This is a genomic window from Sphingomonas sp. TZW2008, from assembly GCF_002117915.1.
Classification (GTDB): Bacteria; Pseudomonadota; Alphaproteobacteria; order Sphingomonadales; family Sphingomonadaceae; genus Sphingomonas.
Genome location: NZ_BDJB01000008.1, coordinates 145,245 through 168,099, shown reverse-complemented (window position 1 = coordinate 168,099; position 22,855 = coordinate 145,245). Strand labels below are relative to the sequence as shown.

Here is a 22,855-nt window from a genome sequence, read left to right as displayed (position 1 = left end):
GATCACCTAGTGACAAATACGGGGGAGGGGGCTAACGGGCCCCCTTCCTTTTTATCAGCGCGACAAAAGCGAAAGCGAGTGCACACATGAAACTGAACGAACTGCGCGACAACGAGGGCGCGCGCCACCGCCGGATGCGCGTGGGCCGTGGTATCGGCTCGGGCAAGGGCAAGACCGGTGGTCGCGGCCAGAAGGGCCAGAAGAGCCGTGAAGGCGTTTCAATCGCAGGCTTCGAGGGCGGCCAGATGCCGCTTCACATGCGTCTGCCGAAGCGCGGCTTCAACAACATCTTCGCCAAGGACTATGCCGTGGTGAACACGGGCGAGCTCCAGAAGGCGATCGACAGCGGCAAGCTGACCGGCACTGATCTCGACCACTCGGCGCTCAAGGCCGCTGGGTTGGCCCGCGGCGGCAAGGACGGCGTCCGTCTGCTCGGCAAGGGCGAGATCAGCGCGAAGCTGAACCTTACGGTTGCTGGCGTATCCGCCGGTGCGCGCGAGGCGATCGAGAAGGCTGGCGGCACCGTCACCGTGATCGACGTCGTCGCCGCGGCCGACAAGGCGAAGGCGAAGAAGGGCAAGGCGCGCGAAGAGCGTCTCGCCAACAAGGCCGCCAAGCAGGGCAAGTAAGCCAGGCTGCCACCCCGGCCTCGCGCCGGGGTCCAGTCGCGCGCCGCTCGTGATTGGGCTTCCGGCTTAGTGCCGGGGCGGAATATGCTCGCTGGGTTAGACAAGCTATCGAGCGCGACTATATGAGCGGCGGGGCGGGGCAGCAGACCTCCTCCGCCGTTTTCGTTTCCGAAGGCACCGACGTACGATGGCATCCGCAGCCGACCAGATGGCGCAAAGCATCAGCCTCGCGAAGTTCGCGCAGGCGACCGATCTCAAGAAGAGGCTGTGGTTCACGATCGGCGCGCTGATCGTCTTCCGCCTGCTGAGCTACGTGCCGCTTCCCGGCATCGATCCGACGGGGCTGGCGGCACTCGCCAAGCAGACTCAGGGCGGTGTGCTTGACTTCTTCAACACCTTCTCGGGCGGCGCATTGCAGCGCGCCTCGCTGATCGCGCTCGGCGTGATGCCGTACATCACCGCCTCGATCGTGGTGCAGCTCGCAACGTCGCTGTCGCCGCAGCTCGCGGCGATCAAGAAGGAAGGCGAGAGTGGGCGCAAGAAGCTCAACCAATACACGCGCTATGGCACGGTGCTGCTAACAGCGATCCAGGGCTATGTCATCGCCACCGGGCTCGAAGCCGGTGGTGCGGTGGTCGAGCCGGGGACGCTGTTCCGCATCGCTGCGGTGATCTCACTGATCGGCGGGACGATGTTCCTGATGTGGATCGGCGAGCAGATCACCAGCCGCGGCATCGGCAACGGCATCTCGCTGATCATCATGGCCGGTATCGTCGCGCATCTGCCGACCACGATCGTCAACCTGCTCGAGGGCGGGCGCACCGGTTCGATGAACCCCGCGATCCTCATCGCGATCATCTTGGCGGTCGCCGGCTTGGTGCTGTTCATCTGCTTCATGGAGCGCGCACAGCGTCGCATCCTGATCCAGTACCCGAAGCGCCAGACGCAGCGCGGCATGCAGGCGGATCGCAGCCACTTGCCGCTCAAGATCAATACCGCGGGCGTGATACCGCCGATCTTCGCCTCGTCGCTGCTGCTGCTGCCGCTGACCATCACCCAGTTCGCGGGCAACCGCGTCTCGGGCGAGAGCTGGTGGGGCGATGCGATCATCAGCCTCAACCAGTATCTCCAGCACGGCAGCCCGCTGTACATGCTGTTGTACGGCGCCGGCATCGTGTTCTTCTCGTTCTTCTACACCGCGGTGGTGTTCAATCCCGAGGAGACGGCGGAGAATCTGAAGCGCTACGGCGGCTTCGTCCCCGGGATACGCCCGGGCAAGAATACCGAGCAGTATTTCGATTACGTGCTGACGCGCATCACCGTGATCGGTGCGGCGTATCTCGCCTTCATCTGTCTGGTGCCGGAGTATCTTGTCTCGGCGCTGTCGATTCCCTTCTACCTCGGCGGTACCAGCCTGCTGATCGTGGTGAACGTGACGATGGACACGGTGACGCAGATCCAATCGCACCTGCTGGCGCATCAATATGGCGACCTGATCAAGAAGGCGAAGCTGAAGGGCGGCCGCCTGCGCTAAGCGGCGTCGGCGCGGACACAAACGGGGAGGCGTGTCGTGAACATCATTCTTCTGGGCCCGCCAGGTGCGGGCAAGGGAACGCAGTCCGAGCGCCTCGTTGCGGAGCGCGGCATGGTCCAGCTGTCGACGGGCGACATGTTGCGCGCCGCGGTCAAGGCAGGAACGCCGGTTGGCGTTCAGGCGAAGGCGGTGATGGACGCGGGCGAGCTCGTGTCCGACGCTATCGTGTCGGCACTGATCGGTGAGAATCTTGACCAGCTGAGCGAGGGGCAGGGCGCGATCTTCGACGGCTATCCGCGCACCGCCGCTCAGGCCGAGGCGCTGGATCTGCTGCTCGACGAGCGTGGCCGCAGCCTCGATCACGTCATCGAGCTCGAGGTGAACGAGGATGCGCTCGTGGAGCGGATCGTCGGTCGCTTCACCTGCGGCAATTGCGGCGCTGGCTACCATGATCGGTTCAAGCAGCCGAAGGTCGCCGATACCTGCGACGTATGTGGCGCGCACGAGTTCAAGCGGCGGCCTGACGACAACGAGCAGACCGTGCGCACGCGCATGGCCGAGTATCGCGCGAAGACGGCGCCGATCCTGCCGCTGTACGAGGCGCGCGGCCTCGTCCGCCGCGTCGACGGGATGGCGGACATCACCGTCGTCACCAAGGCGATCGAGGCGATTCTCGACAACTGAGGTCGACCGTCGTGCTGCGATGGCGGCCTGTCCTGAGCTGCTGCACGCGCGGAACCGTTCGCTTGACACTGCGTTTGCCGCGCCCTAATTGATCGATCTTCCAACACCCCGGCAACCGGCAGCGCTTCTTGCGCTAGCCGTTTTCTTGCGTGGCGGAAGGTCCTGCGAAGAGATGGGGTGCGTGATCCATGCCGCGCCCCGTGGAGCACGAGGAGATAGAAGTTCATGGCACGTATCGCGGGTGTCAACATCCCGACCAACAAGCGCGTTCTGATCGCGCTGCAGTATATTCACGGTATCGGCCCGACCAAGGCCAAGGAAATCACGGACAAGCTCGAGATTTCGGCCGAGCGCCGTGTTCAGGACCTGACCGATCAGGAAGTCCTGCAGATCCGCGAAGCGATCGACGCCGGCTACACCGTTGAGGGTGATCTTCGTCGCCAGACCGCGATGAACATCAAGCGTCTGATGGACCTCGCCTGCTACCGCGGCTTGCGCCACCGCAAGGGCCTGCCGGTTCGCGGTCAGCGCACGCACACCAATGCGCGCACGCGCAAGGGCAAGGCGAAGCCGATCGCAGGCAAGAAGAAGTAAGCGCGACGCTTCTTCTTCGGTCGAGGGGCTGGTTGCAGGCATTGCGCCTCCCGGCCTCGGCTTGAAACAAAGGTCAGGATTACCAAATGGCACAGGCACCGCAGCGTATTCGCCGTCGCGAGCGCAAGAACATCACCGCCGGCGTGGCGCACGTCAACGCCAGCTTCAACAACACCATGATCACCATCACCGACGCGCAGGGCAATGCGATCAGCTGGTCTTCGGCCGGCATGATGGGTTTCAAGGGTTCGCGTAAGTCGACCCCGTATGCCGCCCAGGTTGCTGCCGAGGATGCGGGCAAGAAGGCCGCCGAGCACGGCGTCCGTACGCTCGAGGTCGAGGTGAAGGGCCCGGGTTCGGGTCGTGAGTCGGCGCTGCGCGCGCTGCAGGCGGTCGGCTTTCAGATCACGTCGATCCGTGACGTGACCTCGATTCCGCACAACGGTGTGCGTCCGTCGAAGCGCCGTCGCGTCTGATGATTTTCGGCGCCCGGCTGACGAGCCGGCGCGCCTCTTTCTTCCCGGCCGGACGCGCCCCCGTCTGGCCCAACATCAGGGGACACAAGCCTTGTCCGTCAACGCAAAGAACTGGCAGGAACTGAAGAAGCCCAACGCGCTCGAGAAGAAGGGCGGCGATGGCAAGCGCAAGTCGACCTTCGTCGCCGAGCCGCTCGAGCGGGGTTTCGGCCTGACGCTCGGCAACGCGCTGCGTCGCGTGCTGCTGTCGAGCCTCCAGGGCGCAGCCGTCACGTCGATCAAGATCGAGAACGTGCTGCATGAATTCTCAAGCCTCGCCGGCGTGCGCGAGGACGTGACCGACATCGTCCTCAACGTGAAGCAGATCGCGCTCAAGATGCAGGGCGAAGGCCCCAAGCGTCTGCAGCTGTCGGCGACCGGACCGGCCGAGGTGAAGGCCGGCGACATCGCGGTGTCGGGTGACATCGAAGTGATGAACCCCGAGCTGATCATCTGCCACCTCGACGAAGGCGCGACGCTCAACATGGAGCTGACCGCCGACGCGGGGAAGGGCTACGTTCCCGCCACCGTCAACCGCCCGGCGGATGCGCCGATCGGCCTTATTCCGGTAGACGCGCTCTACTCGCCGGTGCGCCAGGTCAGCTACAAGGTCGATCCGACTCGCGTCGGGCAGGACCTCGATTACGACAAGCTGACGCTGACGGTCGAAACCGACGGCACGGTGACGCCGGAGGACGCGCTCGGGTACGCCGGTCGCATCCTTCAGGATCAGCTCGCGCTGTTCGTCCACTTCGACGATTCGATCGTGCAGCGCTCGGCGCCGATCGGCATGGCCGCGCCGGCTCCGACGGGCGGCGAAGTCGCCAGCGACACGCAGCAGATCAATCGTTACCTCCTCAAGAAGGTCGACGAGCTCGAACTGTCGGTTCGCTCGGCCAACTGCCTCAAGAACGACAATATCATCTACATCGGTGATCTTGTCGGCAAGACCGAGGCGGAAATGCTGCGCACGCCGAACTTCGGCCGCAAGTCCCTGAACGAGATCAAGGAAGTGCTGTCGTCGATGGGCTTGCGTCTCGGCATGGAAATCCCGGGCTGGCCGCCTGAGAACATCGAAGAGATGGCCAAGAAGCTCGAGCAGGAAATCATGGGCTGAGCCCGGCGTCCGGGATTAGCGATGCTAATCCCGGACGCCGGGATCGGCAGCGGCGCCGAAGGCGCCGTCTGACGACACGGCTTTGCCGCGGCGCGATCTGAATGGAAGTTATCGGGAGTCCGGCACAACGCGGGGCTGACGTAACCAGGGTGGCCCACACGTCCCACCTGTCCCGGGGTACCTGGGGGTGTCCATCAAAGTATCACTTTGATGGGGCCCTGCGCGGCCCCCGAACGAACAAGAAGGACATACCATGCGTCACCGTGTAGGCGGCCGTAAGCTTCAGCGGACCTCGGCCCACCGCACCGCGCTGTTCCGCAACATGTCGGCAGCGCTGATCAAGCACGAGCAGATCACCACCACGCTCGCCAAGGCGAAGGAGCTTCGCCCGTACATCGAGAAGCTGATCACGCTGGGCAAAAAGGGCGGCCTGTCGAATCGCCGTCTGGCCCACGCCCGGTTGCTCGACGACGCGCAGCTGGTGAAGCTGTTCGACGTGCTGGCGCCGCGCTACGCCGATCGCAACGGTGGCTACACCCGCGTGATCAAGGCGGGTGTCCGCGCGTCGGACGCGTCGCCGATGGCGATCATCGAATTCGTCGACCGCGACGTGTCCGCCAAGGGGCAGGATTCGGGCCCGGTGATGAACGACGAGGATTTCGACGAGGCGGCATGATCCTGCCCGCCCCCGCGGTTTGCCGCGGGTCAGTCGATTGCAAGAGGCCGCGTTCCCCGCCCGGGAGCGCGGCCTCTTCATTTGTGCGGTTACCGCCGCTACACGCCCGCCATGGAGCACCCCGACAGCATTCTCATCGTCGATTTTGGCAGCCAGGTAACGCAGCTGATCGCGCGCCGCGTGCGCGAGGCGGGCGTGTACAGCGAGATCGCGCCGTTCCAATCAGCCGAGGAGGCGTTCACGCGCATCAGGCCGCGCGGCGTGATCCTTTCCGGCGGTCCGGCATCGGTGGTCGACGAGGGCAGCCCGCGCGCGCCGCAGGCGGTGTTCGACAGCGGGGTTCCCCTGCTCGGCATCTGTTACGGCCAGCAGGTGATGAACACGCAGCTCGGCGGGCGTGTCGAGAAGGGCTTCTCGGGGGAGTTCGGCGAAGCCTTCGTCGAGGTCGCGAGCGGGTGCGGATTGTTTGACGGCCTGTGGCAGGAGGGCGAGCGCCATCAGGTGTGGATGAGCCACGGCGATCATGTCGCCGAGCTGGCGCCGGGCTTTGTGCCGGTCGCGACGTCGCCGGGGGCGCCGTTCGCCATCACTGCGGATGAGCAGCGACGCTATTACGGGATGCAGTTTCATCCCGAAGTTGTGCACACGCCCGATGGGGCGCGGCTGATCAAGAATTTTGCTCGTCATGTCTGTGGCCTTGCCGGCGACTGGACGATGGCCGAGTTCCGCGAAACCAAGATCGCGGAGATCCGGGCACAGGTCGGTAGCGGACGGGTCATCTGCGGGCTTTCCGGGGGCGTCGATTCGGCGGTCGCGGCGGTGCTGATCCATGAGGCGATCGGCGACCAGCTGACCTGCGTGTTCGTCGATCACGGGCTGATGCGTAGCGGCGAGGCCGATCAGGTCGTCAGCCTGTTCCGCGGCCATTACAACATCCCGCTGGTGCACGTGAACGCCGAACCGCTGTTCATGAACGGCCTGGCCGGCGTCACAGATCCCGAGGCGAAGCGCAAGTTCATCGGCAAGACCTTCATCGATGTTTTTGACAACGAAGCCAAGAAGATCGGCGGCGCCGATTTCCTGGCGCAGGGCACGCTCTATCCCGACGTGATCGAGAGCGTCAGCTTCACCGGTGGCCCATCGGTGACGATCAAGAGCCACCACAATGTCGGCGGTCTGCCCGAGCGAATGGACATGAAGCTCGTCGAGCCGCTGCGCGAGCTGTTCAAGGACGAGGTGCGGGCGCTAGGGCGCGAGCTTGGCCTTCCCGAGATTTTCGTCGGCCGTCATCCATTTCCCGGCCCTGGCCTCGCGATCCGTATTCCCGGCGAAGTCACACGCGAGCGCTGCGACATCCTGCGCAAGGCGGACGCGATCTATCTGGAGGAAATCCGCAACGCCGGGCTGTACGACGCGATCTGGCAGGCCTTCGCGGTGCTGCTGCCGGTGCGTTCGGTGGGGGTAATGGGCGATGGCCGGACCTACGACAGCGTCCTCGCGCTGCGCGCGGTGACGTCGACCGACGGCATGACGGCGCAGGCGTTCGAGTTTCCGGGCGGGTTCCTCGCGCGGGTCACCACGCGAATCATCAACGAGGTACGCGGCATCAATCGCGTGACGTACGATTACACCTCCAAGCCGCCCGGCACGATCGAGTGGGAGTGATGAAGACGAGCGAGAAGTGGCTGGCCCGCGGTAGGGGAGCCGCCGCAGCCGTCCTGCTGGCATCGGTGCTGAGCGCCCCCGCGACCGCGCAGCTCGATCCGCCCGCGTGGACCAGAGCGATCGCGCCGTTCAACCTGCTCGGGCCGATCGACTATGTTGGGACCGAGGGGCTCGCCGCGTACCTCATCCGCACACCAGCGGGCGCGATCCTGATCGATGCGCCGATGGCGGAAAATGCGGGCGCAGTGGAGCGGGCGATCGCGGCGCGCGGGGTGAAGCTAGCCAACGTGAAGCTGATCCTGCTCAGCCACGCGCATTTCGATCATGCCGGCGGCCTCGCGGCGCTGAAGCGGGCGACGGGCGCGCGGCTGATCGTTGGCGCTGGCGATGCCGATGCGGTGTCGACCGGCGTGCCACCGGGCGAGACGAGCTATGGCGTGATCCGCTTTCCGCGCGCGACGGTCGATCGGGCGATTCGAGATGGCGAGCGCGTGTCGCTCGGCGGGGTTACGCTGACGGCGGTCGCGACACCCGGACACACGCCCGGCTGCACCAGTTGGACGATGCGCCTGCAGCACCGCGGCAAGCCGCTCGAGGTCCTATTCGCGTGCAGCGTCACGGTGGCGGGCAACAAGCTCGTCGGTAACAGGCGCTATCGCGGGATCGCCACCGATTTCGTGCGCAGCTTCGATCGTCTCGGCGCGCTCAAGCCCGATGTGGTGCTACCCTTCCACCCGGAAACGGTCGATCTGATCGGGCGGGCGAAGCGCGGGGCGCTGGTTGATCGCACCATCCTGCCGAAATTGCTCGCGGACGCGCGCACCGCTTTCGCGGCGGACCTCGCCAAGCAGCGGCGGTGATCGTCGAGGCCTGCCTTGCGGATGCGGCGGCGGTGATCGCCCTTTGGACACGCTGTGGACTGACGCGCCCTTGGAACGCGCCGGACGACGACTTTCGCCGCGCGATCGGTGGCATATCCTCGACGATATTATTGTCGCGCGACGAGGACCGCGTCATCGGTAGCGTAATGGTGGGTGACGACGGGCATCGCGGATGGGTATATTACCTCGCGGTCGATCCTGCGGCCCGCCGCGCGGGGCTGGGTCGACGGCTGATGGCGGCCGCCTAGGCGTGGTTGCGCGCGCGCGGTGTCGCGAAGCTGCAACTGATGGTGCGCGACGGAAACGACACGGCGCGGCTGTTCTACGCCAGTCTTGGAATGGAGCCGCAGCCGGTTGCGGTGTTCGGCCGTTTTCTCGATTGATCGCCGATGCAAACGACGATCTACGGCATTGCGAATTGCGATACGATGAAGAAGGCGCGGGCTTGGCTCGGCGCGCGCGCGATCGATCATGCCTTCCACGACTATAAGAGGCTAGGGGTGGACCCGGCGGTTCTGGCCGCCGCGGTCGAGCGGTTCGGCTGGGAAAAGGTGCTCAATCGCCAGGGCACGACGTATCGCAAGCTGCCGGAGGAAGATCGGACTGGGCTCGATGCGCCCCGCGCGCTGGCGCTGATGGCGGCGCATCCGTCGACGATCAAACGCCCGCTGCTTGCCCACAACGAACACATCGAACTCGGCTTCGACCCACAGCGGTACGAGACGCTTTTCGCGCGCTAGTCGTGCGGGCGCGATTGCGGACGGCGCCTGTTCCAAGTTCGTGCGCGGTGTTTCAGTTGTCGTCGCCGGTGCTCCGCTACAATTCACGCAGTGCAGATTGTTGCATTTGCGAATCGACAGGCGCATCCTTTCCTCTCAGGGCGGCGGAAGGGGAGAGGGCGATGGCTGCGGGGCTCGGGCGACCAGCACGGTGGTTCTGGATCGTGACGGTCGTGCTGCTGCTGTGGCAGGCGATCGGCGTCTATTCCTTCTACGAGCATGTCGCTCATGGGCCGGCTGCGATGGGCGCCGTGCCGAGCGACTATGATCGCAGCCTCTACGCGTCGCTGCCCGGCTGGTACGTGTGGATCTACGGCATCGCGACGTGGGGCGCCTTGGCGAGCGGCGTCGCGCTCGCGCTGCGGCGACGGTATGCGGTGCCGCTCGCCGGGATATCACTCGCCGCCACGATCCTGATGTTCGGGTGGATGTTCGCCGCAACCGATTTGATCGCGGTGAAGGGCGTGTGGACGACCTATTTCCCGGCGCTCATCATCATCGTTGGGATCGTCACCTTGTGGTTCGCGCGAAGGGTGCAGGCGCGCGGCTGGATCGTGTGATCGGGACAGGCTAAGCGCCGCCCCATGTCCACGACCTTCACGATCGACAGCTCGACCAGCCGGGCGACGCCGGTATCCGCGCCGATGAAGCGGCTGACGGTGCCGGCGGTGCGCCAGCGCAAGGGCAAGGACCCGCTGGTGATGCTGACGGCCTATACCGTGCGGACCGCGCAGATCCTCGATCCGCACTGCGATCTGCTGCTTGTCGGCGACAGCTTGGGTCAGGTGATCTACGGTCTGCCGTCGACGGTGCCGGTCACGCTCGAGATGATGGCGGCGCACGGCGCGGCGGTGGTGCGCGGCAGCTATCACGCCGTCGTCGTCGTCGACATGCCGTTCGGCAGCTACGAGGCGAGCCCCGAGAAGGCATTCGAGAGCGCGGCGTGGCTGCTCAAGCAGACCGGTGCGGCGGCGGTGAAGCTGGAGGGCGGAACGGCGATGGCCTCGACGGTCGCGTTCCTCTCCGAGCGCGGCATCCCCGTGATGGGCCACGTCGGGCTGACGCCGCAGGCCGTGAATGCGCTCGGGGGCTACGGCGCGCGCGGGCGATCGGAGGCGGAAGCGCGCAAGATCGTCGGCGATGCGCAGGCCGTGGCGGAGGCGGGCGCGTTCGCCGTGGTGATCGAGGGTGTGGTGGAGCCGATCGCGATCGAGATCACGAAGACGATCGCGGTGCCGACGATCGGCATCGGCGCATCCGCCGAGTGCGACGGCCAGGTGCTGGTGGCAGAAGATATGCTCGGGCTGTTCGAGCGCACCCCGCGCTTCGTCAAGCGCTACGGCGACATGGCCGGCTTTATCGGTGAGCGGGCGGCCGCCTATGCCGACGAGGTACGCGCGCGCGTGTTCCCCGGCTCCGAGCAGACCTACGCGCCCAAAGCGTGATCCGCTTCCGTTTTCCGGAGGGCGCGACTAAGGTCCGCCGCCTTCCCCCGCCAGATTGGAGCATGTCGTGGCGCTAACGCCGCAGAATAACGAAGCATTCCTGCGCGAAGTCGACGAGGAACTGCGCAAGGATCAGGCGGCGGCGCTGTGGCGGCGCTGGGGACGTGCGATCGCGATTGCGATCGTCGCTGGGCTGGCCTTGTTGGCGGGCTATCTGTTCTGGCAGCATCAGCGGCGCGAGGCCGCCGGGCGCGAGGGTGAGCAGATGCAGCTGGTGTGGGACGATCTGTCCGCCGAGCGCACGGCAAAGGCGACACCCGCGCTGACGCGGCTCGCCGCGTCGAAGCGCGACGGCTATCGCGCGGTGGCGCTGTTCACGCAGGCCGATCTGCTGCTGCGCAACGACGATCTGAAGGGCGCGGCGGCCAAGTTCGGCGCGATCGCCGCTGACGACTCGCTCGATGCGTCGTTTCGCGAACTCGCCACCGTGCGGCAGACCAACGCCGAGTTCGACACGCTGCCGCCAGAGCAGGTGATCGCCCGACTGCGCGCGATCGCGGTTCCCGAGAACGCCTATTTCGGTAGCGCGGGTGAACTCGTCGCGCTTGCCTATCTGAAGCAGGGCAAGCGCGATCTGGCGGGCAAGCTGTTCGGGCAGATCGCACAATCCGACCGCGTGCCGCCGTCGCTCCGTCAACGCGCGGTTCAGATGGCGGGCGTACTGGGCGTCGATGCGGTTCCGGCAGAAGCCGGCACGCTAGGAAACAAGGCGACACAATGAAGAAGTCGATTGCCGCGCCGTTCGCGATTGCGGCGCTGATGGGCCTCAGCGCCTGCGGCGTGTTCAAGGGCGGCGGGAAGAAGACGCCGACCGTCGGCAACCGCGTGCCGATCCTGGTGTCGGAGAATGCCGCCGAAGTTGATCCGTCGCTCGCCGGGGTGCAGGTCCTGCTGCCGCCCGCCGAGGTGAACGCGGCGTGGACACAGCCCGGTGGCAACGCGTCGAAGACGATGGGGCATCTGGCGCTCGGGGGTTCGCCGGCGCGGCTGTGGACCGCCGCGATCGACGGCGGCTCGAACCGCCAGCGTCTCGGCGCCGCGCCCGTGATCGGCGATGGCAAGCTGTTCGTTGTCGACGTCGACGCCACTGTTCATGCCTTTACTGCCGACACCGGCGCGCCACTTTGGAAGGCCGCGGTGTTCGAGGGCGACGAGAACAAGCCGGCGCGCTTCGGCGGCGGGGTGAGTTTCGATGACGGGCGCGTCTATGCGACCGACGGGATTGGCGATGTCGTGGCGATGAACGCCGCCGACGGCGCGGTCGTCTGGCGCTCGAAGCCGGGCGGGCCGTTGCGCGGTGCGCCGACCATCGCGAATGGCCAAATATACGTTCTCAGCCAGGACAATCAGCTGTTCGCGCTCAACCAGGCTGACGGAAAGGTCGTATGGACCGGGTCGGCAAGTGTCGAGACGCAGGGCGTGTTCGGCGTGGCGGCACCGGCGGTGGCAGCGGGTACGATCGTTGCCGGTTTCTCCTCGGGCGAGCTTAATGCCTATCGCTACGAGAATGGCCGCACGTTGTGGCAGGACGCGCTGTCGCGCACCAGCATCTCGACTTCGGTATCTAGCCTTGCCGATATCGATGCGGATCCGGTGATCGCCGATGGCCGCGCTTATGCGGTGGGGCAGGGCGGACGCATGGTCGCGGTCGAGATCGCGACCGGACAGCGTTTGTGGGAGCAGAATTTCGCGAGCATCACGACGCCGTGGATCGCGGGCGAGTGGCTGTTCGTCGTCACCGATCAGGCGCAACTCGTCTGCCTGTCGCGCGCGAACGGCAAGGTGCGCTGGATGAGCCAGCTCCGCGCCTATCGCAATGAAGAGAAGAAGAAGGCGGCCTATACCTGGTTCGGCCCGGTGCTGGCCGGCGACCGGCTGTGGCTGACCAATTCGCGCGGCGAGCTGGTCGGGGTGTCGCCTGCCGATGGCAGCGTGCAGGTGACGATCCCGGCGGCGGATGCGTTCACGCTGCCGCCGGTGGTGGCCAACCAGACACTGTACGTCCTCGATCAGAAGGGGCGGGTGTCCGCCTACAGGTGACGCGGCGAGTGCGAGCGGGTAGGGGCGCGTGATGGCACGTCTCCCCTCCGTAGCGATCGTCGGCCGACCCAATGTCGGCAAATCCACTTTGTTCAACCGCCTCGTCGGCAAGCGGCTGGCGCTGGTCGACGATCGCCCCGGCGTGACGCGCGACCGGCGCGAAGGCGACGCGCATCTGATCGGTCTCGACTTCCGCGTCGTCGATACGGCGGGGTACGAAGATCACGACGCGGCGTCGCTGCCCGGCCGGATGCGGCTGCAGACCGAGGCCGCGGTGGCGAATGCCGACGTCGCCCTATTGATGGTCGATGCGCGTGCCGGCATCGTTCCGCTCGACGAGGAGATTGCGCGCTGGCTGCGCGGATCGACGACGCCGATCGTGCTGGTTGCCAACAAGGCCGAAGGCCGCGCGGGGGAGCAGGGTATCCTGGAGGCGCTGTCGCTCGGCTTCGGCGATCCGGTGCAACTCTCCGCTGAGCATGGCGAGGGCGTCGCCGATCTGTTCGAAGCGTTGCTGCCGCATCTCGAACAGGCGACGGAAGCGGACGACGCCGATGACGAGGATGATGCGCAGGCGCCGCTGAAGCTCGCGATTGTTGGCCGTCCCAACGCCGGCAAGTCGACGCTGGTGAACCGGATGCTTGGCGAGGATCGCATGATCACCGGGCCCGAAGCGGGCATCACGCGCGATTCGATTGCGATTGACTGGGCTTGGCAGGGACGGCCGGTGCGGCTGATCGATACCGCGGGCATGCGCAAACGCGCCAAGGTGCAGGACAAGTTGGAGAAGCTGTCGGTTGCTGATGCGCTCCATGCGGTCGACTTTGCCGAGGTGGTTGTCCTGCTGCTCGACGCGACGCTCGGGCTCGAATCGCAGGATCTGCGCATCGCCGATCGCGTGCTCGAGGAAGGGCGCGCGCTGATCGTCGCACTCAACAAATGGGATGTCGCCGATGAGCCGTCCGCATTGTTCAACGGCGTCAAGGCGGCGCTGGGCGACGGGCTGAGCCAGGTGAAAGGCGTCCCGCTGATTACCGTATCGGCGATGACGGGCAAGGGCATCGACCAGCTGCTGGCGGCGGCGTTCGAGACGCGCGAGGCATGGTCGCGCCGCGTGCCGACCGGCGAGCTCAACCGCTGGTTCGAGCGCGCGATCGACGCCAACCCGCCGCCCGCCCCGGGCGGCAAGCGGATCAAGATGCGCTACGTCACGCAGGTGAAGACGCGCCCGCCGAGCTTCGTTGTCTTCGGCACGCGCGTCGACCAGCTTCCCGCGAGCTACGAGCGATATCTCGTCAACTCGATGCGACGGGATCTGGGCTTCGGCGCGGTGCCCGTGCGGCTGACGATGCGCGCGCCGAAAAATCCGTTCGGCACCTGACGCTTACTTCCTGTTTACGCCCGCAACGTAGAACAAGGCCACCGTCCGCCGGCCATATCCGGCCTGATCGAGGATATGATCTGTGTCGTTCGAAGGCAGCACTTTGGTCGATTGGGCCGCCTTTTCGAAGGCCCGCGCCGAGCTGGGCGCCGGCTTCGTCCGCATCCTCGGCTACTTTCGTGAGGACGGGGTCAAGTCGGTCGCCGCGATCGAGGCCGCGATGCGCGCACAGAATGCCACCGCGATCGTCATCCCGGCGCACACGCTCAAAGGGGAAGCGCGGCAGTTCGGCGCGCTTCCGCTCGCCGATCTCGCCGAGCGGATCGAAGCACTGGCGCGCGATTGCGTCGAAACGCGCGACACGCCCGAGGCCGCGCTCGAGGATGTGGTGAAGCTGGGTCCGCTGTTCGCGCAGACGCTCGCGCTGCTCGAGCGCGAGGCGAATCCGCTGGCCGAACGCCGCGGCGTGGCGGGATTTGGACGACGCCAGGTCTGACGAAGCCCTCGGGCACGTCCAGTAGCCGGGCCGCGTCGCCGCTGCCCGGCTAGCCGCGTCAGCCGTGCGGCTGATCCGCTTCCGAATTGAGCTGGATGTAATTGGGCAGGCCCATACGCTCGATCATCTCGAACTGCCGCTCGAGCGTGTCGACGTGCTCCTCCTCGCTGATTAGGATGCGCATGAAGAGATCGCGGCTGACGAAATCGCGAACCTCCTCGCAATAAGCGACGGCGGCCTTGAGCTCGGCGACGGCCTCGATCTCCATCGCGAGATCGGCCTTCAGCACCTCTTCGACCGTCTCGCCGATCCGCAGGCGACCGAGCAGCTGGAAATTGGGCAAACCGTCGAGGAACAGGATGCGCTCCGCCAACCAGTCGGCGTGCTTCATCTCGTCGATCGATTCGTGCCGCTCGTACTCGGCGAGCTTCTTGACGCCCCAGTGATCGAGTAGGCGATAGTGCAACCAATATTGGTTGATCGCCGTCAGTTCGTTCTTGAGCGTCTCATTGAGATACTCGATGACGCGCGCGTCGCCCTTCATGTCACGATCTCCATAGTCGCGACCGTGTATCGCGTTCGTTCGCGGACGGGCAACCTAAAAGTCGCGGAAATCCGCCAAAATCGCTTGTTGCGACTGTTAGGCAGCCGCACGTTCCTGGTCGATGATCGCGCGGGCGAACGGCACGCACTGGCCGCATTTCGCCTGCCGTCCGAGCGCCCTGTACGCCTGGCAAGCGGTGGTCGAACCCGACCGTGCCGCCTCGCGAACTTGGCACTCCCGAATGGCATTGCAAACGCAGACGACCATCGAACTCTCCCTCGCGGAGGGGAAGTACCGCTAATGCGACAAGATCGCAAGAGTATTGCGTCTGATTCGCATCTAGGCGGTTCGGCGGAGGCTCTGGAGCTCCATGCGGCTGGCGCTGCGCCATAGCCATTCGAGCGGGCCGTAGCGGAAGCGTGCCAGCCACCACGGCGACCAAACGAGGAGCAGCGCCCAGATTGCGAGTACGATGGGATACAGCTGCCACCGTGTGAGCATGCCGAACCATCCGAGCCCGCATCCGTAGAAGATCCACGTGCAGATGATGCTGGTCGCAAGATAGCTGGTGAACGCCATGCGGCCCGTCGCTGCCAAGTGGCCGACGAGACGCGCGGCGACGCCGTGCTTAACGGCGAGGATGACGATGCTGGCATGCGCCAGGGCCACCCACGGGCGCAGCAGGGCGAGCTGGAGCGGCTCGGCGAGCGCGAGCGTGATCGGATCGAATCCGCGCCGGTCGATCCACCATGCGAGCACGGCTGTGAGCGGCAGCGCGGCGCCGTAGCCGATCGCCAGCATCAGCCGGTAGGATCGCGGGCGCCACCGGCCGGCGAAGAAGCCGCTGCGGAACAGCGCCATGCCGAGAAGCATCATCGCCAGCGTATCGGCAAGGGTGGCGGGGATCATCTCGCGCTGCGCCTGCCACGTTGCGGCGGCGCGCGCGGGAAGGATCTGCGCCCAGCCGCCGCGATAGGTCGCGAGTTCGGCCGGTATAGAGGCACGCAGATTCGCGAAATCGGCGATGTATTGCGCCCAATCGGCCTGCAGCGTGGCAGACGCACCGATCTGCGTCGCGCGTGCTTCGAACGCGCGCGCCGCATCGTGGTCGATGAACGCGGTGGCGACCTCGCCAAGCATCAGGAGCGCCGCGACCGCGAGCAGCGTCGACATGCGCGCTTCGCGGAAGGCGAACGCCAGCACGCCGCACAGTGCATAGAGTACGAGGATGTCGCCCGACCAGATCAGATAGCCGTGCACCATGCCGATGAGGAACAGGACGGTCATCCGCGCCATGTGCACGCGAAACGGCGATTCGCCGGCCGCCTGCGCGCGTTCGGCGACGAGCAGCGTCGAGGCGCCGAATAGCATCGAGAACAGCCCGCGCATCTTGCCGTCTGCAACGACGAAGGTGAGCGCCCATGCCCACCAGTCCGCCCCGCTCGCCCCGCCGTAGAAGGTCGGATCGACATAGGCGTAGCGCGGCATTGCGAAGTCGACGATGTTAAGCAGGAGGATGCCGAGAACGGCCATCCCCCGCACGGCATCGAGCGCCACGATCCGCGTCGAACCCGCTAAGGTCATGATCCTGGCGTCCCCGGCAGCCGATCGTCGGCGAGGTGGCGCGCGATCAGCTTGCCAGTTCGACCTCGCCCGACATCAGGCGCGGGAAGAAACCCTCGTGCGCGGCGCGCAGTGCGTCGAGCGTGACGACGTCGTCGCGGTTCGGGCGCTCGAAGATTAACCGCTTACCGCCGGTGCGGCCCATCGGCTCCGCTTCGACGCCGGCATCCAGCGCGGCGAGGAGAAAGTCGGACAGCGCGTGATCGTTGACGGTGACGATGTACACGCCCTGATCCTCGGCGAAGAAGGAATGCGCGCAGTCATAAGGCTGCTTGCGGTCGATCATCGCGCCGATGTTGCCGGCAAGCGCCATCTCCGCAATCGTGACGGCAATGCCGCCGTCGGAGACGTCATGGACGGCGGAGAGTTGGCCCTTGTCGATCGCGGCGCGGATGAGGTCACCGGTCGCCTTCTCCATGGCGAGATCGACGCGCGGCGGCGGGCCTTCCTCGCGGCCGTGGACTTCGCGCAGCCAGAGCGTCTGACCGAGATCGCCGCGGCGCGTGCCGACCGCGAGGATGACGTCGCCAGTGCCCTTGAAGGCGATGGTGGCTGACCTGGTCCAGTCGGACATCAGCCCGACGCCGCCGATCGCGGGGGTGGGGAGGATCGCGCTACCGCCGCCGGTCGCCTTCGATTCATTGTAGAGCGACACGTTGCCGGAGACGATCGGATAGTCGAGCGCGCGGCACGCCTGAGCCATGCCATCGAGACAGCCGACGATCTGGCCCATGATTTCGAGGCGTTGCGGGTTGGCGAAGTTGAGACAGTTGGTGATCGCGAGTGGCTTCGCGCCGACCGCGGTCAGGTTGCGCCATGTTTCGGCGACGGCCTGTTTCCCGCCCTCGACAGGGTCGGCGTAGCAATAGCGCGGGGTGCAATCGGTGGTGATCGCCAGCGCCTTGTCAGTGCCGTGGACGCGCACCACCGCGGCGTCGCCGCCCGGGCGCTGGACGGTGTCGGCGCCAACCATGTGGTCGTACTGCTCCCAGATCCAGCGGCGGCTGGCGATGTCGGGCGAGCCCATCAGGATGAGGAGATCGGCGGCGATGTCCTTGCACTCGGGGACGTTTACCAGCGCCTTGGCGGGCGGGGTGGGGACGTGTGGGCGATCGTAGAGCGGGGCCTCGTCGGCGAGCGGGGCGAGCGGGATGTCGCAGACCGTGTCGCCCTGCCACTTCAGCACCATGCGGCCGGTGTCGGTGACGTGGCCGATGACGGCGAAGTCGAGCTCCCACTTGCGGAAGATCGCCTCGGCGAAATCCTCGCGGCCGGGCTTCAGCACCATCAGCATGCGCTCCTGCGATTCGGAGAGCATCATCTCGTAGGGCGTCATGCCCTCTTCGCGCTGCGGCACGTCATCCATGATCAGCTCGATGCCGACGCCGCCCTTGCTTGCCATCTCGACGCTGGAGGAGGTGAGGCCGGCGGCGCCCATGTCCTGAATCGCGACGATCGCGTCGGACGCCATCAGCTCGAGGCAGGCTTCGATCAGCAGCTTTTCGGTGAAGGGATCTCCGACCTGGACGGTGGGGCGCTTTTCCTCGGCATCCTCGCCAAAATCGGCCGAGGCCATGGTGGCGCCGTGAATGCCGTCGCGGCCGGTCTTACTGCCGACATAGACGATAGGATTGCCGATGCCGCTGGCGGCCGAATAAAAGATCTTGTCGGTATCGGCGACGCCGACCGTCATCGCGTTGACGAGGATGTTGCCGTCATAGGCGGGGTGGAAGTTTACCTCGCCGCCGACGGTCGGCACGCCGACGCAATTGCCGTAGCCGCCGATGCCGTGGACCACGCCCGAGATGAGGTGACGCATCTTGGGATGATCGGGGCGGCCGAAGCGGAGCGCGTTCATGTTCGCCACAGGGCGAGCGCCCATCGTGAACACGTCGCGCAGGATGCCACCGACGCCCGTCGCCGCGCCCTGATACGGCTCGATGTAGGAGGGGTGGTTATGCGACTCCATCTTGAAGATGGCCGCCTGACCATCGCCGATGTCGATCACACCGGCGTTCTCGCCGGGGCCGCAGATCACCCATGGCGCCTCGGTCGGGAGCTTCTTCAGATGGATGCGGCTCGACTTGTAGCTGCAATGCTCGGACCACATGACCGAGAAGATGCCTAGCTCGACGAGGTTCGGCTCTCGGCCGAGCGCGTGGAGGACGCGGTCGTATTCCTCGGGGGACAGGCCGTGTTCGGCGACGACGTCGGGCGTGATCTGGGGGGCGGTGGCGGCAGTCATGCGCGCGCGATAGCGATGCGGAGACCGGGTGTCACCAATCCGCGCCCGCCACGACGCAAGGAACCGACGCTTGTCGGCGGCGCTACTTGCTCCGGCGATGCCGGCGCGTCTTGAGCCGGGTCAGCAGGCCCGGTCGCTTGCTCGGCGCCTCGAACATATCCTCCGGGCCTTCGGGATCGAGGATCTCGTTGTCGGCGAGCCATTCTTCGACGCTTGAAAGATCGGGCACCTCGTAGGGGATCAGCGTCTTGCCCGAGCCGCGCAGATGTTCGATCGCGCCGATCAGGCCATACCGCGCGATCGCGTTCGTCACCGTCGCGATATCGGTGCCGAGATGCTCCGCGATCAGATCGTCACGGATCGCGGTGATACGGTCGCTGTCATGCTCGATCGTCACGTCGCACTCGGTGTCGAGCCGCAGCGAGCGATTGTTGAAATTCGACGATCCGACGCGAATCAGATCGTCGTCGATCACCAGCACCTTGGCGTGGACATAGATCGGCGTGCCGCCCATCGTGACCGGGTGGTACATGCGCAGACGGCCATGAACGTCGCGCCGCCGCAGTGCCTCGATCAGGCGGGCGCGCGCGGTGTCCATCGCGATCGGTTCCAGCCAGCCCTGCGCACTGACCGGATTGACGATCACGATCTCGGGGCCGTCGGGCTCGTCGAGCCGCCGCGCGATCGCCTCGGCCACCCGGCGGGAAGCGAAATACTGGCTCTCGGCGTAGATGTGGCGCTTCGCGCGTGCGATCAGTGCGAGATAGAGGTTCTCGATCTCGCGCACCGCTTCCTGCGTGCCGTGCTCGGGCTGCGAGCGCGAGATGGCGACGTCGACGTCATCGAAATCGACCGTCAGGCTCGTGGGCCAGCAATCCTGCGTTGGTGGCGGCGGCGGGACGGGCGCGCCGCCGGCCACTTCCCATCGTGCGCGGCATAGCTCGCCGAGCGCCTTCGCCACCGGGCCCATCAGCGCGGTGGTCGCGTCATGCCACGGCTTGTTGGGCCGGCCGCTGGGGGAGGTACGATGCGGATCGTCGTCGCGGTGCTCGCGCGTGTCCCAGCGCTCGTCGGTCATGTCGATCCCGCCGCAAAAGGCGAGGCAATCGTCGATCACGACGATCTTCTGGTGTTGCGACGCGCCGATCGGGTGGTACGAATCGAGTTTCAGGTGGATCCGCTTGCGGGCGAAGCGCCACTTGGTCAGCGTCCACAGCGTCTTGCCGCGGAACAACGTTTTGAACGCGCCCTTGTCCCAGCGGAGGATGTAGACGTTTAGCTCGGGGCGGCGGCGGACCAGCCAGCCGATGAACTCGCCAACGGTGGTCGGCACGCCGGGCGGCTCGTTCGCCCAGGCGAGATTGATCCGCGCGTCGAAATCCCACCCGACGAGCAGAATCTGGTGCCGCGCCCCAAGCATCGCCTCGCGCGCGACGCGGAAATAATGGTCGGCATCGATGATGACCGAGGCGTGCGTCGCATGCTCGATCCGCCAGCGCGCGTTGTCGGGGATGCTCACAGAATGTCGCGGATGCGGCTGGCGGGGCGGGCGAGAACGACGCCCTTGTCGGTCGCCACCAACGGCCGTTCGATCATGCGGGGATCGGCTGCCATGGCATCGAGCGCCGCATCGTCGTCATCGACCGGGGGCGCGTCCTTGCGCATCGCCGCGCCGGGCGCGATCCCGGCGCGAGCGTAGAGGGCGGCAAGCTCGGCCCTGGTCGGCGGATGCTGCAGATAATCGACGATCGTCACGTCGGCACCCGCCTCGTGCAACAGCGCCAGAGCCTCTCGCGACTTGGAGCAGCGCGGGTTGTGCCAGATCGTTGCCTTCATGTGCCGCCCCTATAGCGTCCGTACGCGCGGACCAACCCTTGGCAGCCGACTTCGGCCGGTCCACGCCGCAAGGGCGGTCAGCACGGCGAAGGCAGCAAGTGCGGTCAGTGATTCGGAGGCGGGCACCGGATCGATGATTTCGGCTGGTTGCGGCGTCGTCCAATTGATCGCCTGGACGAGCAGTAGCGCCGCGAAGAGCAGCGCGGGTGCGATCCACGCTCTGCTCGAACGCGGGACGGTGCGCAGGAGGTAGTAGCCGAACGCACCCGAAGTCATCGCCAGTTCGAGCGGCATCTCGATGGCCGGGTAGTTCCACAGCGCGAAGCCGTAGCGGGCGGCCCCGCCGGCAAGCGTCAGATCGGGCGGGTGGACGAGCAGGTCGAGGAACCAGTGCGACACTACGACGACGCCGCCGAGCGCGGCGGCGAGCGCGTCGCGTCGGACGAGATACGTCACGGCCGCCCATGCCAGCGCGAAGCACCCACTGCCGATCAGGCTGTGGGTGTACGGCATGTGGTAGAGGTCCATCGCGTTCATTGCCGTCGTTCCCGGCACCGCGCGCATCCGCTCGACACCGGCGAGGACGAAACCGAAGAATGCGACGTCGACGAGCTGCGCGGCGAGGAACAGGCTTCCTAACCGCTGCGCGCGCGGATGTGCCGCTACGATCAGCGCCGGCGCATAATGCCCGATGAACATGCGGTCGCTCCGTCAGGGTCGGCCGACGCTAACCGCCCGCGCAAGCGGTGGCTAGTCGTCGGTCACGCCTGCTTCGCGAGCCACTCCTCGAGCCACTTGATCGTATAGTCGCCCTGCTGGAACTCGGGATCCTCGAGCAGTGCCTGGTGCAGGGGGATCGTCGTCTTGACGCCATCGACGACGAATTCCTCCAGCGCGCGGCGCAGACGGCGCAGCGCGCCCTGGCGCGTCGTGCCGTAGACGATCAGCTTGGCTATCATGCTGTCATAGTAAGGCGGCACGCGATAGCCGGCGTAGAGCCCCGAATCGACGCGCACGTGCATGCCACCGGGGGCGTGATACAGTTTCACCAGGCCCGGTGACGGCGCGAAGGTCTTGGGATCCTCGGCGTTGATGCGGCACTCGATCGCGTGGCCGCGGAAGACGACATCCTCCTGCCGCAGCGTCAGCGGATGCCCCTCGGCGACGCGGATCTGCTCGCGCACGAGATCGAGCCCGGTGATCGCCTCGGTCACCGGATGCTCCACCTGCAGGCGGGTGTTCATCTCGATGAAGTAGAATTCGCCGTCTTCCCACAGGAACTCGATCGTGCCAGCGCCGCGATAGCCCATGTCGGCCATCGCTTTGGCGACGATGCCGCCCATCCGGTCGCGCTCCTCGGGCGTGATGATCGGGGAGGGGGCTTCTTCGACAACCTTCTGGTGGCGGCGCTGGAGCGAACAGTCACGCTCGCCGAGGTGGATCGCATTGCCGCTGCCGTCGCCGAACACCTGAAATTCGATGTGGCGCGGGTTGCCGAGATATTTCTCCATGTAGACGGTGGCGTCGCCGAACGCGGCCTTCGCCTCGCTGCCGGCCTGCGCCATCAGCGTGTCCATCTCGTCCTCCGACGGCACGACCTTCATGCCGCGCCCGCCGCCGCCCGACGCGGCCTTGATCAGCACGGGATAGCCGATGTCGCGTGCGAGGCGCTTCGCCTCCGCCGAATCGGTCAGCGCGCCGTCCGATCCGGGGACGAGCGGCAGGCCAAGCGCGCCGGCGGTGCGCTTCGCCTCCACCTTGTCGCCCATGGTGCGGATATGTTCGGGCTTCGGTCCGACGAAGATCAGCCCGTGCGCCTCGACGATCTCGGCGAACTTGGCGTTCTCGCTGAGAAAACCGTAGCCGGGGTGGATCGCGTCGGCACCGGATATTTCCGCCGCCGAGATGATGTTGGCGATGTTCAGGTAGCTGTCGGCGGCGGACGGTGGGCCGATGCAGATCGCCTGATCGGCGAGGCGCACGTGCATCGCATCGGCATCCGCGGTGGAGTGCACCGCGACGGTTTTGATGCCCATCTCATGGCAGGCGCGGTGGATGCGCAGCGCGATCTCGCCGCGATTGGCGATCAGCAGCTTCTTGATTTCGGGCAT

General features: G+C 66.1%; 26 protein-coding genes. 18 read left to right on the top strand and 8 right to left on the bottom strand.

The features are described 5' to 3' along the window. Positions 1-86: 86 nt before the first annotated feature. From rplO to B7L05_RS10660, 18 genes are all read left to right on the top strand, one after another. Entirely contained in the window at positions 87-629 is a 543-nt protein-coding gene (gene rplO / locus B7L05_RS10740) for a 50S ribosomal protein L15 (RefSeq protein ID WP_085810262.1), read from the top strand. Between the two features lie 187 nt (positions 630-816). After that, entirely contained in the window at positions 817-2,163 is a 1,347-nt protein-coding gene (gene secY, locus B7L05_RS10735) for a preprotein translocase subunit SecY (protein WP_085810261.1), read from the top strand. A gap of 36 nt (positions 2,164-2,199) precedes the next feature. After that, entirely contained in the window at positions 2,200-2,847 is a 648-nt protein-coding gene (locus B7L05_RS10730; RefSeq protein ID WP_085810260.1) for an adenylate kinase, read from the top strand. A gap of 225 nt (positions 2,848-3,072) precedes the next feature. Continuing rightward, positions 3,073-3,441, top strand: a complete 369-nt coding sequence (gene rpsM, locus B7L05_RS10725) for a 30S ribosomal protein S13 (RefSeq protein ID WP_085810259.1) — start codon at positions 3,073-3,075, stop codon at positions 3,439-3,441. 86 nt (positions 3,442-3,527) lie between these two features. Further along, positions 3,528-3,917, top strand: coding sequence for a 30S ribosomal protein S11 (gene rpsK / locus B7L05_RS10720; protein ID WP_019516037.1), 390 nt, complete (start codon positions 3,528-3,530; stop codon positions 3,915-3,917). A gap of 91 nt (positions 3,918-4,008) precedes the next feature. After that, entirely contained in the window at positions 4,009-5,073 is a 1,065-nt protein-coding gene (locus tag B7L05_RS10715; protein ID WP_085810258.1) for a DNA-directed RNA polymerase subunit alpha, read from the top strand. 253 nt (positions 5,074-5,326) lie between these two features. Next, complete coding sequence (gene rplQ / locus B7L05_RS10710) at positions 5,327-5,749, top strand: 50S ribosomal protein L17 (RefSeq protein ID WP_085810257.1); 423 nt, start codon at positions 5,327-5,329, stop codon at positions 5,747-5,749. 111 nt (positions 5,750-5,860) lie between these two features. Next, positions 5,861-7,414 carry a glutamine-hydrolyzing GMP synthase gene (gene guaA, locus B7L05_RS10705; RefSeq protein WP_085810256.1) on the top strand — a complete coding sequence of 518 codons (1,554 nt, stop codon included), beginning with the start codon at positions 5,861-5,863 and terminating at the stop codon, positions 7,412-7,414. Further along, complete coding sequence (gene bla, locus B7L05_RS10700; RefSeq protein WP_085810255.1) at positions 7,414-8,274, top strand: subclass B3 metallo-beta-lactamase; 861 nt, start codon at positions 7,414-7,416, stop codon at positions 8,272-8,274. The genes guaA and bla overlap by 1 nt, the downstream gene beginning before the upstream one ends. Continuing rightward, entirely contained in the window at positions 8,271-8,543 is a 273-nt protein-coding gene (locus B7L05_RS10695) for a GNAT family N-acetyltransferase (protein ID WP_307718265.1), read from the top strand. Before bla ends, B7L05_RS10695 begins: the two co-directional genes overlap by 4 nt. A 6-nt stretch (positions 8,544-8,549) precedes the next feature. Next, positions 8,550-8,678 carry a hypothetical protein gene (locus B7L05_RS17835; RefSeq protein WP_307718264.1) on the top strand — a complete coding sequence of 43 codons (129 nt, stop codon included), beginning with the start codon at positions 8,550-8,552 and terminating at the stop codon, positions 8,676-8,678. 6 nt (positions 8,679-8,684) lie between these two features. Continuing rightward, positions 8,685-9,035, top strand: coding sequence for an arsenate reductase (locus B7L05_RS10690; protein WP_085810254.1), 351 nt, complete (start codon positions 8,685-8,687; stop codon positions 9,033-9,035). A gap of 161 nt (positions 9,036-9,196) precedes the next feature. Next, the gene (locus B7L05_RS10685; protein ID WP_085810253.1) at positions 9,197-9,634 is read left to right on the top strand and encodes a hypothetical protein; all 438 of its coding nucleotides are present in this window, start codon (positions 9,197-9,199) and stop codon (positions 9,632-9,634) included. Positions 9,635-9,658: 24 nt separating this feature from the next. Continuing rightward, positions 9,659-10,519, top strand: a complete 861-nt coding sequence (gene panB, locus B7L05_RS10680) for a 3-methyl-2-oxobutanoate hydroxymethyltransferase (protein ID WP_085810252.1) — start codon at positions 9,659-9,661, stop codon at positions 10,517-10,519. A 67-nt stretch (positions 10,520-10,586) separates the two neighbouring features. Continuing rightward, a complete protein-coding gene (locus tag B7L05_RS10675) occupies positions 10,587-11,300 on the top strand; it encodes a tetratricopeptide repeat protein (protein ID WP_085810251.1) in 714 nt (237 codons plus the stop codon). After that, on the top strand, positions 11,297-12,619 hold the full coding sequence (locus B7L05_RS10670; RefSeq protein ID WP_085810250.1) for a PQQ-like beta-propeller repeat protein: 1,323 nt from the start codon (positions 11,297-11,299) through the stop codon (positions 12,617-12,619). Before B7L05_RS10675 ends, B7L05_RS10670 begins: the two co-directional genes overlap by 4 nt. A gap of 31 nt (positions 12,620-12,650) precedes the next feature. Further along, a complete protein-coding gene (gene der / locus B7L05_RS10665; protein WP_085810249.1) occupies positions 12,651-14,000 on the top strand; it encodes a ribosome biogenesis GTPase Der in 1,350 nt (449 codons plus the stop codon). A gap of 82 nt (positions 14,001-14,082) precedes the next feature. Further along, positions 14,083-14,496, top strand: coding sequence for an Hpt domain-containing protein (locus tag B7L05_RS10660; protein WP_085810248.1), 414 nt, complete (start codon positions 14,083-14,085; stop codon positions 14,494-14,496). A 58-nt stretch (positions 14,497-14,554) separates the two neighbouring features. On the opposite strand, the gene bfr is transcribed toward B7L05_RS10660, so the two are convergent. From bfr to accC, 8 genes are all read right to left on the bottom strand, one after another. Next, the gene (bfr, locus tag B7L05_RS10655; RefSeq protein ID WP_085810247.1) at positions 14,555-15,040 is read right to left on the bottom strand and encodes a bacterioferritin; all 486 of its coding nucleotides are present in this window, start codon (positions 15,038-15,040) and stop codon (positions 14,555-14,557) included. A gap of 96 nt (positions 15,041-15,136) precedes the next feature. Then, positions 15,137-15,307, bottom strand: coding sequence for a bacterioferritin-associated ferredoxin (locus B7L05_RS10650; protein WP_085810246.1), 171 nt, complete (start codon positions 15,305-15,307; stop codon positions 15,137-15,139). A gap of 72 nt (positions 15,308-15,379) precedes the next feature. Next, complete coding sequence (locus tag B7L05_RS10645) at positions 15,380-16,624, bottom strand: DUF418 domain-containing protein (protein ID WP_085810245.1); 1,245 nt, start codon at positions 16,622-16,624, stop codon at positions 15,380-15,382. 46 nt (positions 16,625-16,670) lie between these two features. After that, a complete protein-coding gene (gene purL / locus B7L05_RS10640; RefSeq protein ID WP_085810244.1) occupies positions 16,671-18,908 on the bottom strand; it encodes a phosphoribosylformylglycinamidine synthase subunit PurL in 2,238 nt (745 codons plus the stop codon). An 82-nt stretch (positions 18,909-18,990) separates the two neighbouring features. Next, the gene (locus B7L05_RS10635; RefSeq protein ID WP_256926691.1) at positions 18,991-20,427 is read right to left on the bottom strand and encodes a phospholipase D-like domain-containing protein; all 1,437 of its coding nucleotides are present in this window, start codon (positions 20,425-20,427) and stop codon (positions 18,991-18,993) included. Then, entirely contained in the window at positions 20,424-20,744 is a 321-nt protein-coding gene (locus B7L05_RS10630; RefSeq protein WP_085810243.1) for an ArsC/Spx/MgsR family protein, read from the bottom strand. The genes B7L05_RS10635 and B7L05_RS10630 overlap by 4 nt, the downstream gene beginning before the upstream one ends. 9 nt (positions 20,745-20,753) lie before the next feature. After that, positions 20,754-21,443, bottom strand: coding sequence for a hypothetical protein (locus B7L05_RS10625; protein WP_085810242.1), 690 nt, complete (start codon positions 21,441-21,443; stop codon positions 20,754-20,756). 62 nt (positions 21,444-21,505) lie between these two features. Then, the gene (accC, locus tag B7L05_RS10620; RefSeq protein WP_085810241.1) at positions 21,506-22,855 is read right to left on the bottom strand and encodes an acetyl-CoA carboxylase biotin carboxylase subunit; all 1,350 of its coding nucleotides are present in this window, start codon (positions 22,853-22,855) and stop codon (positions 21,506-21,508) included.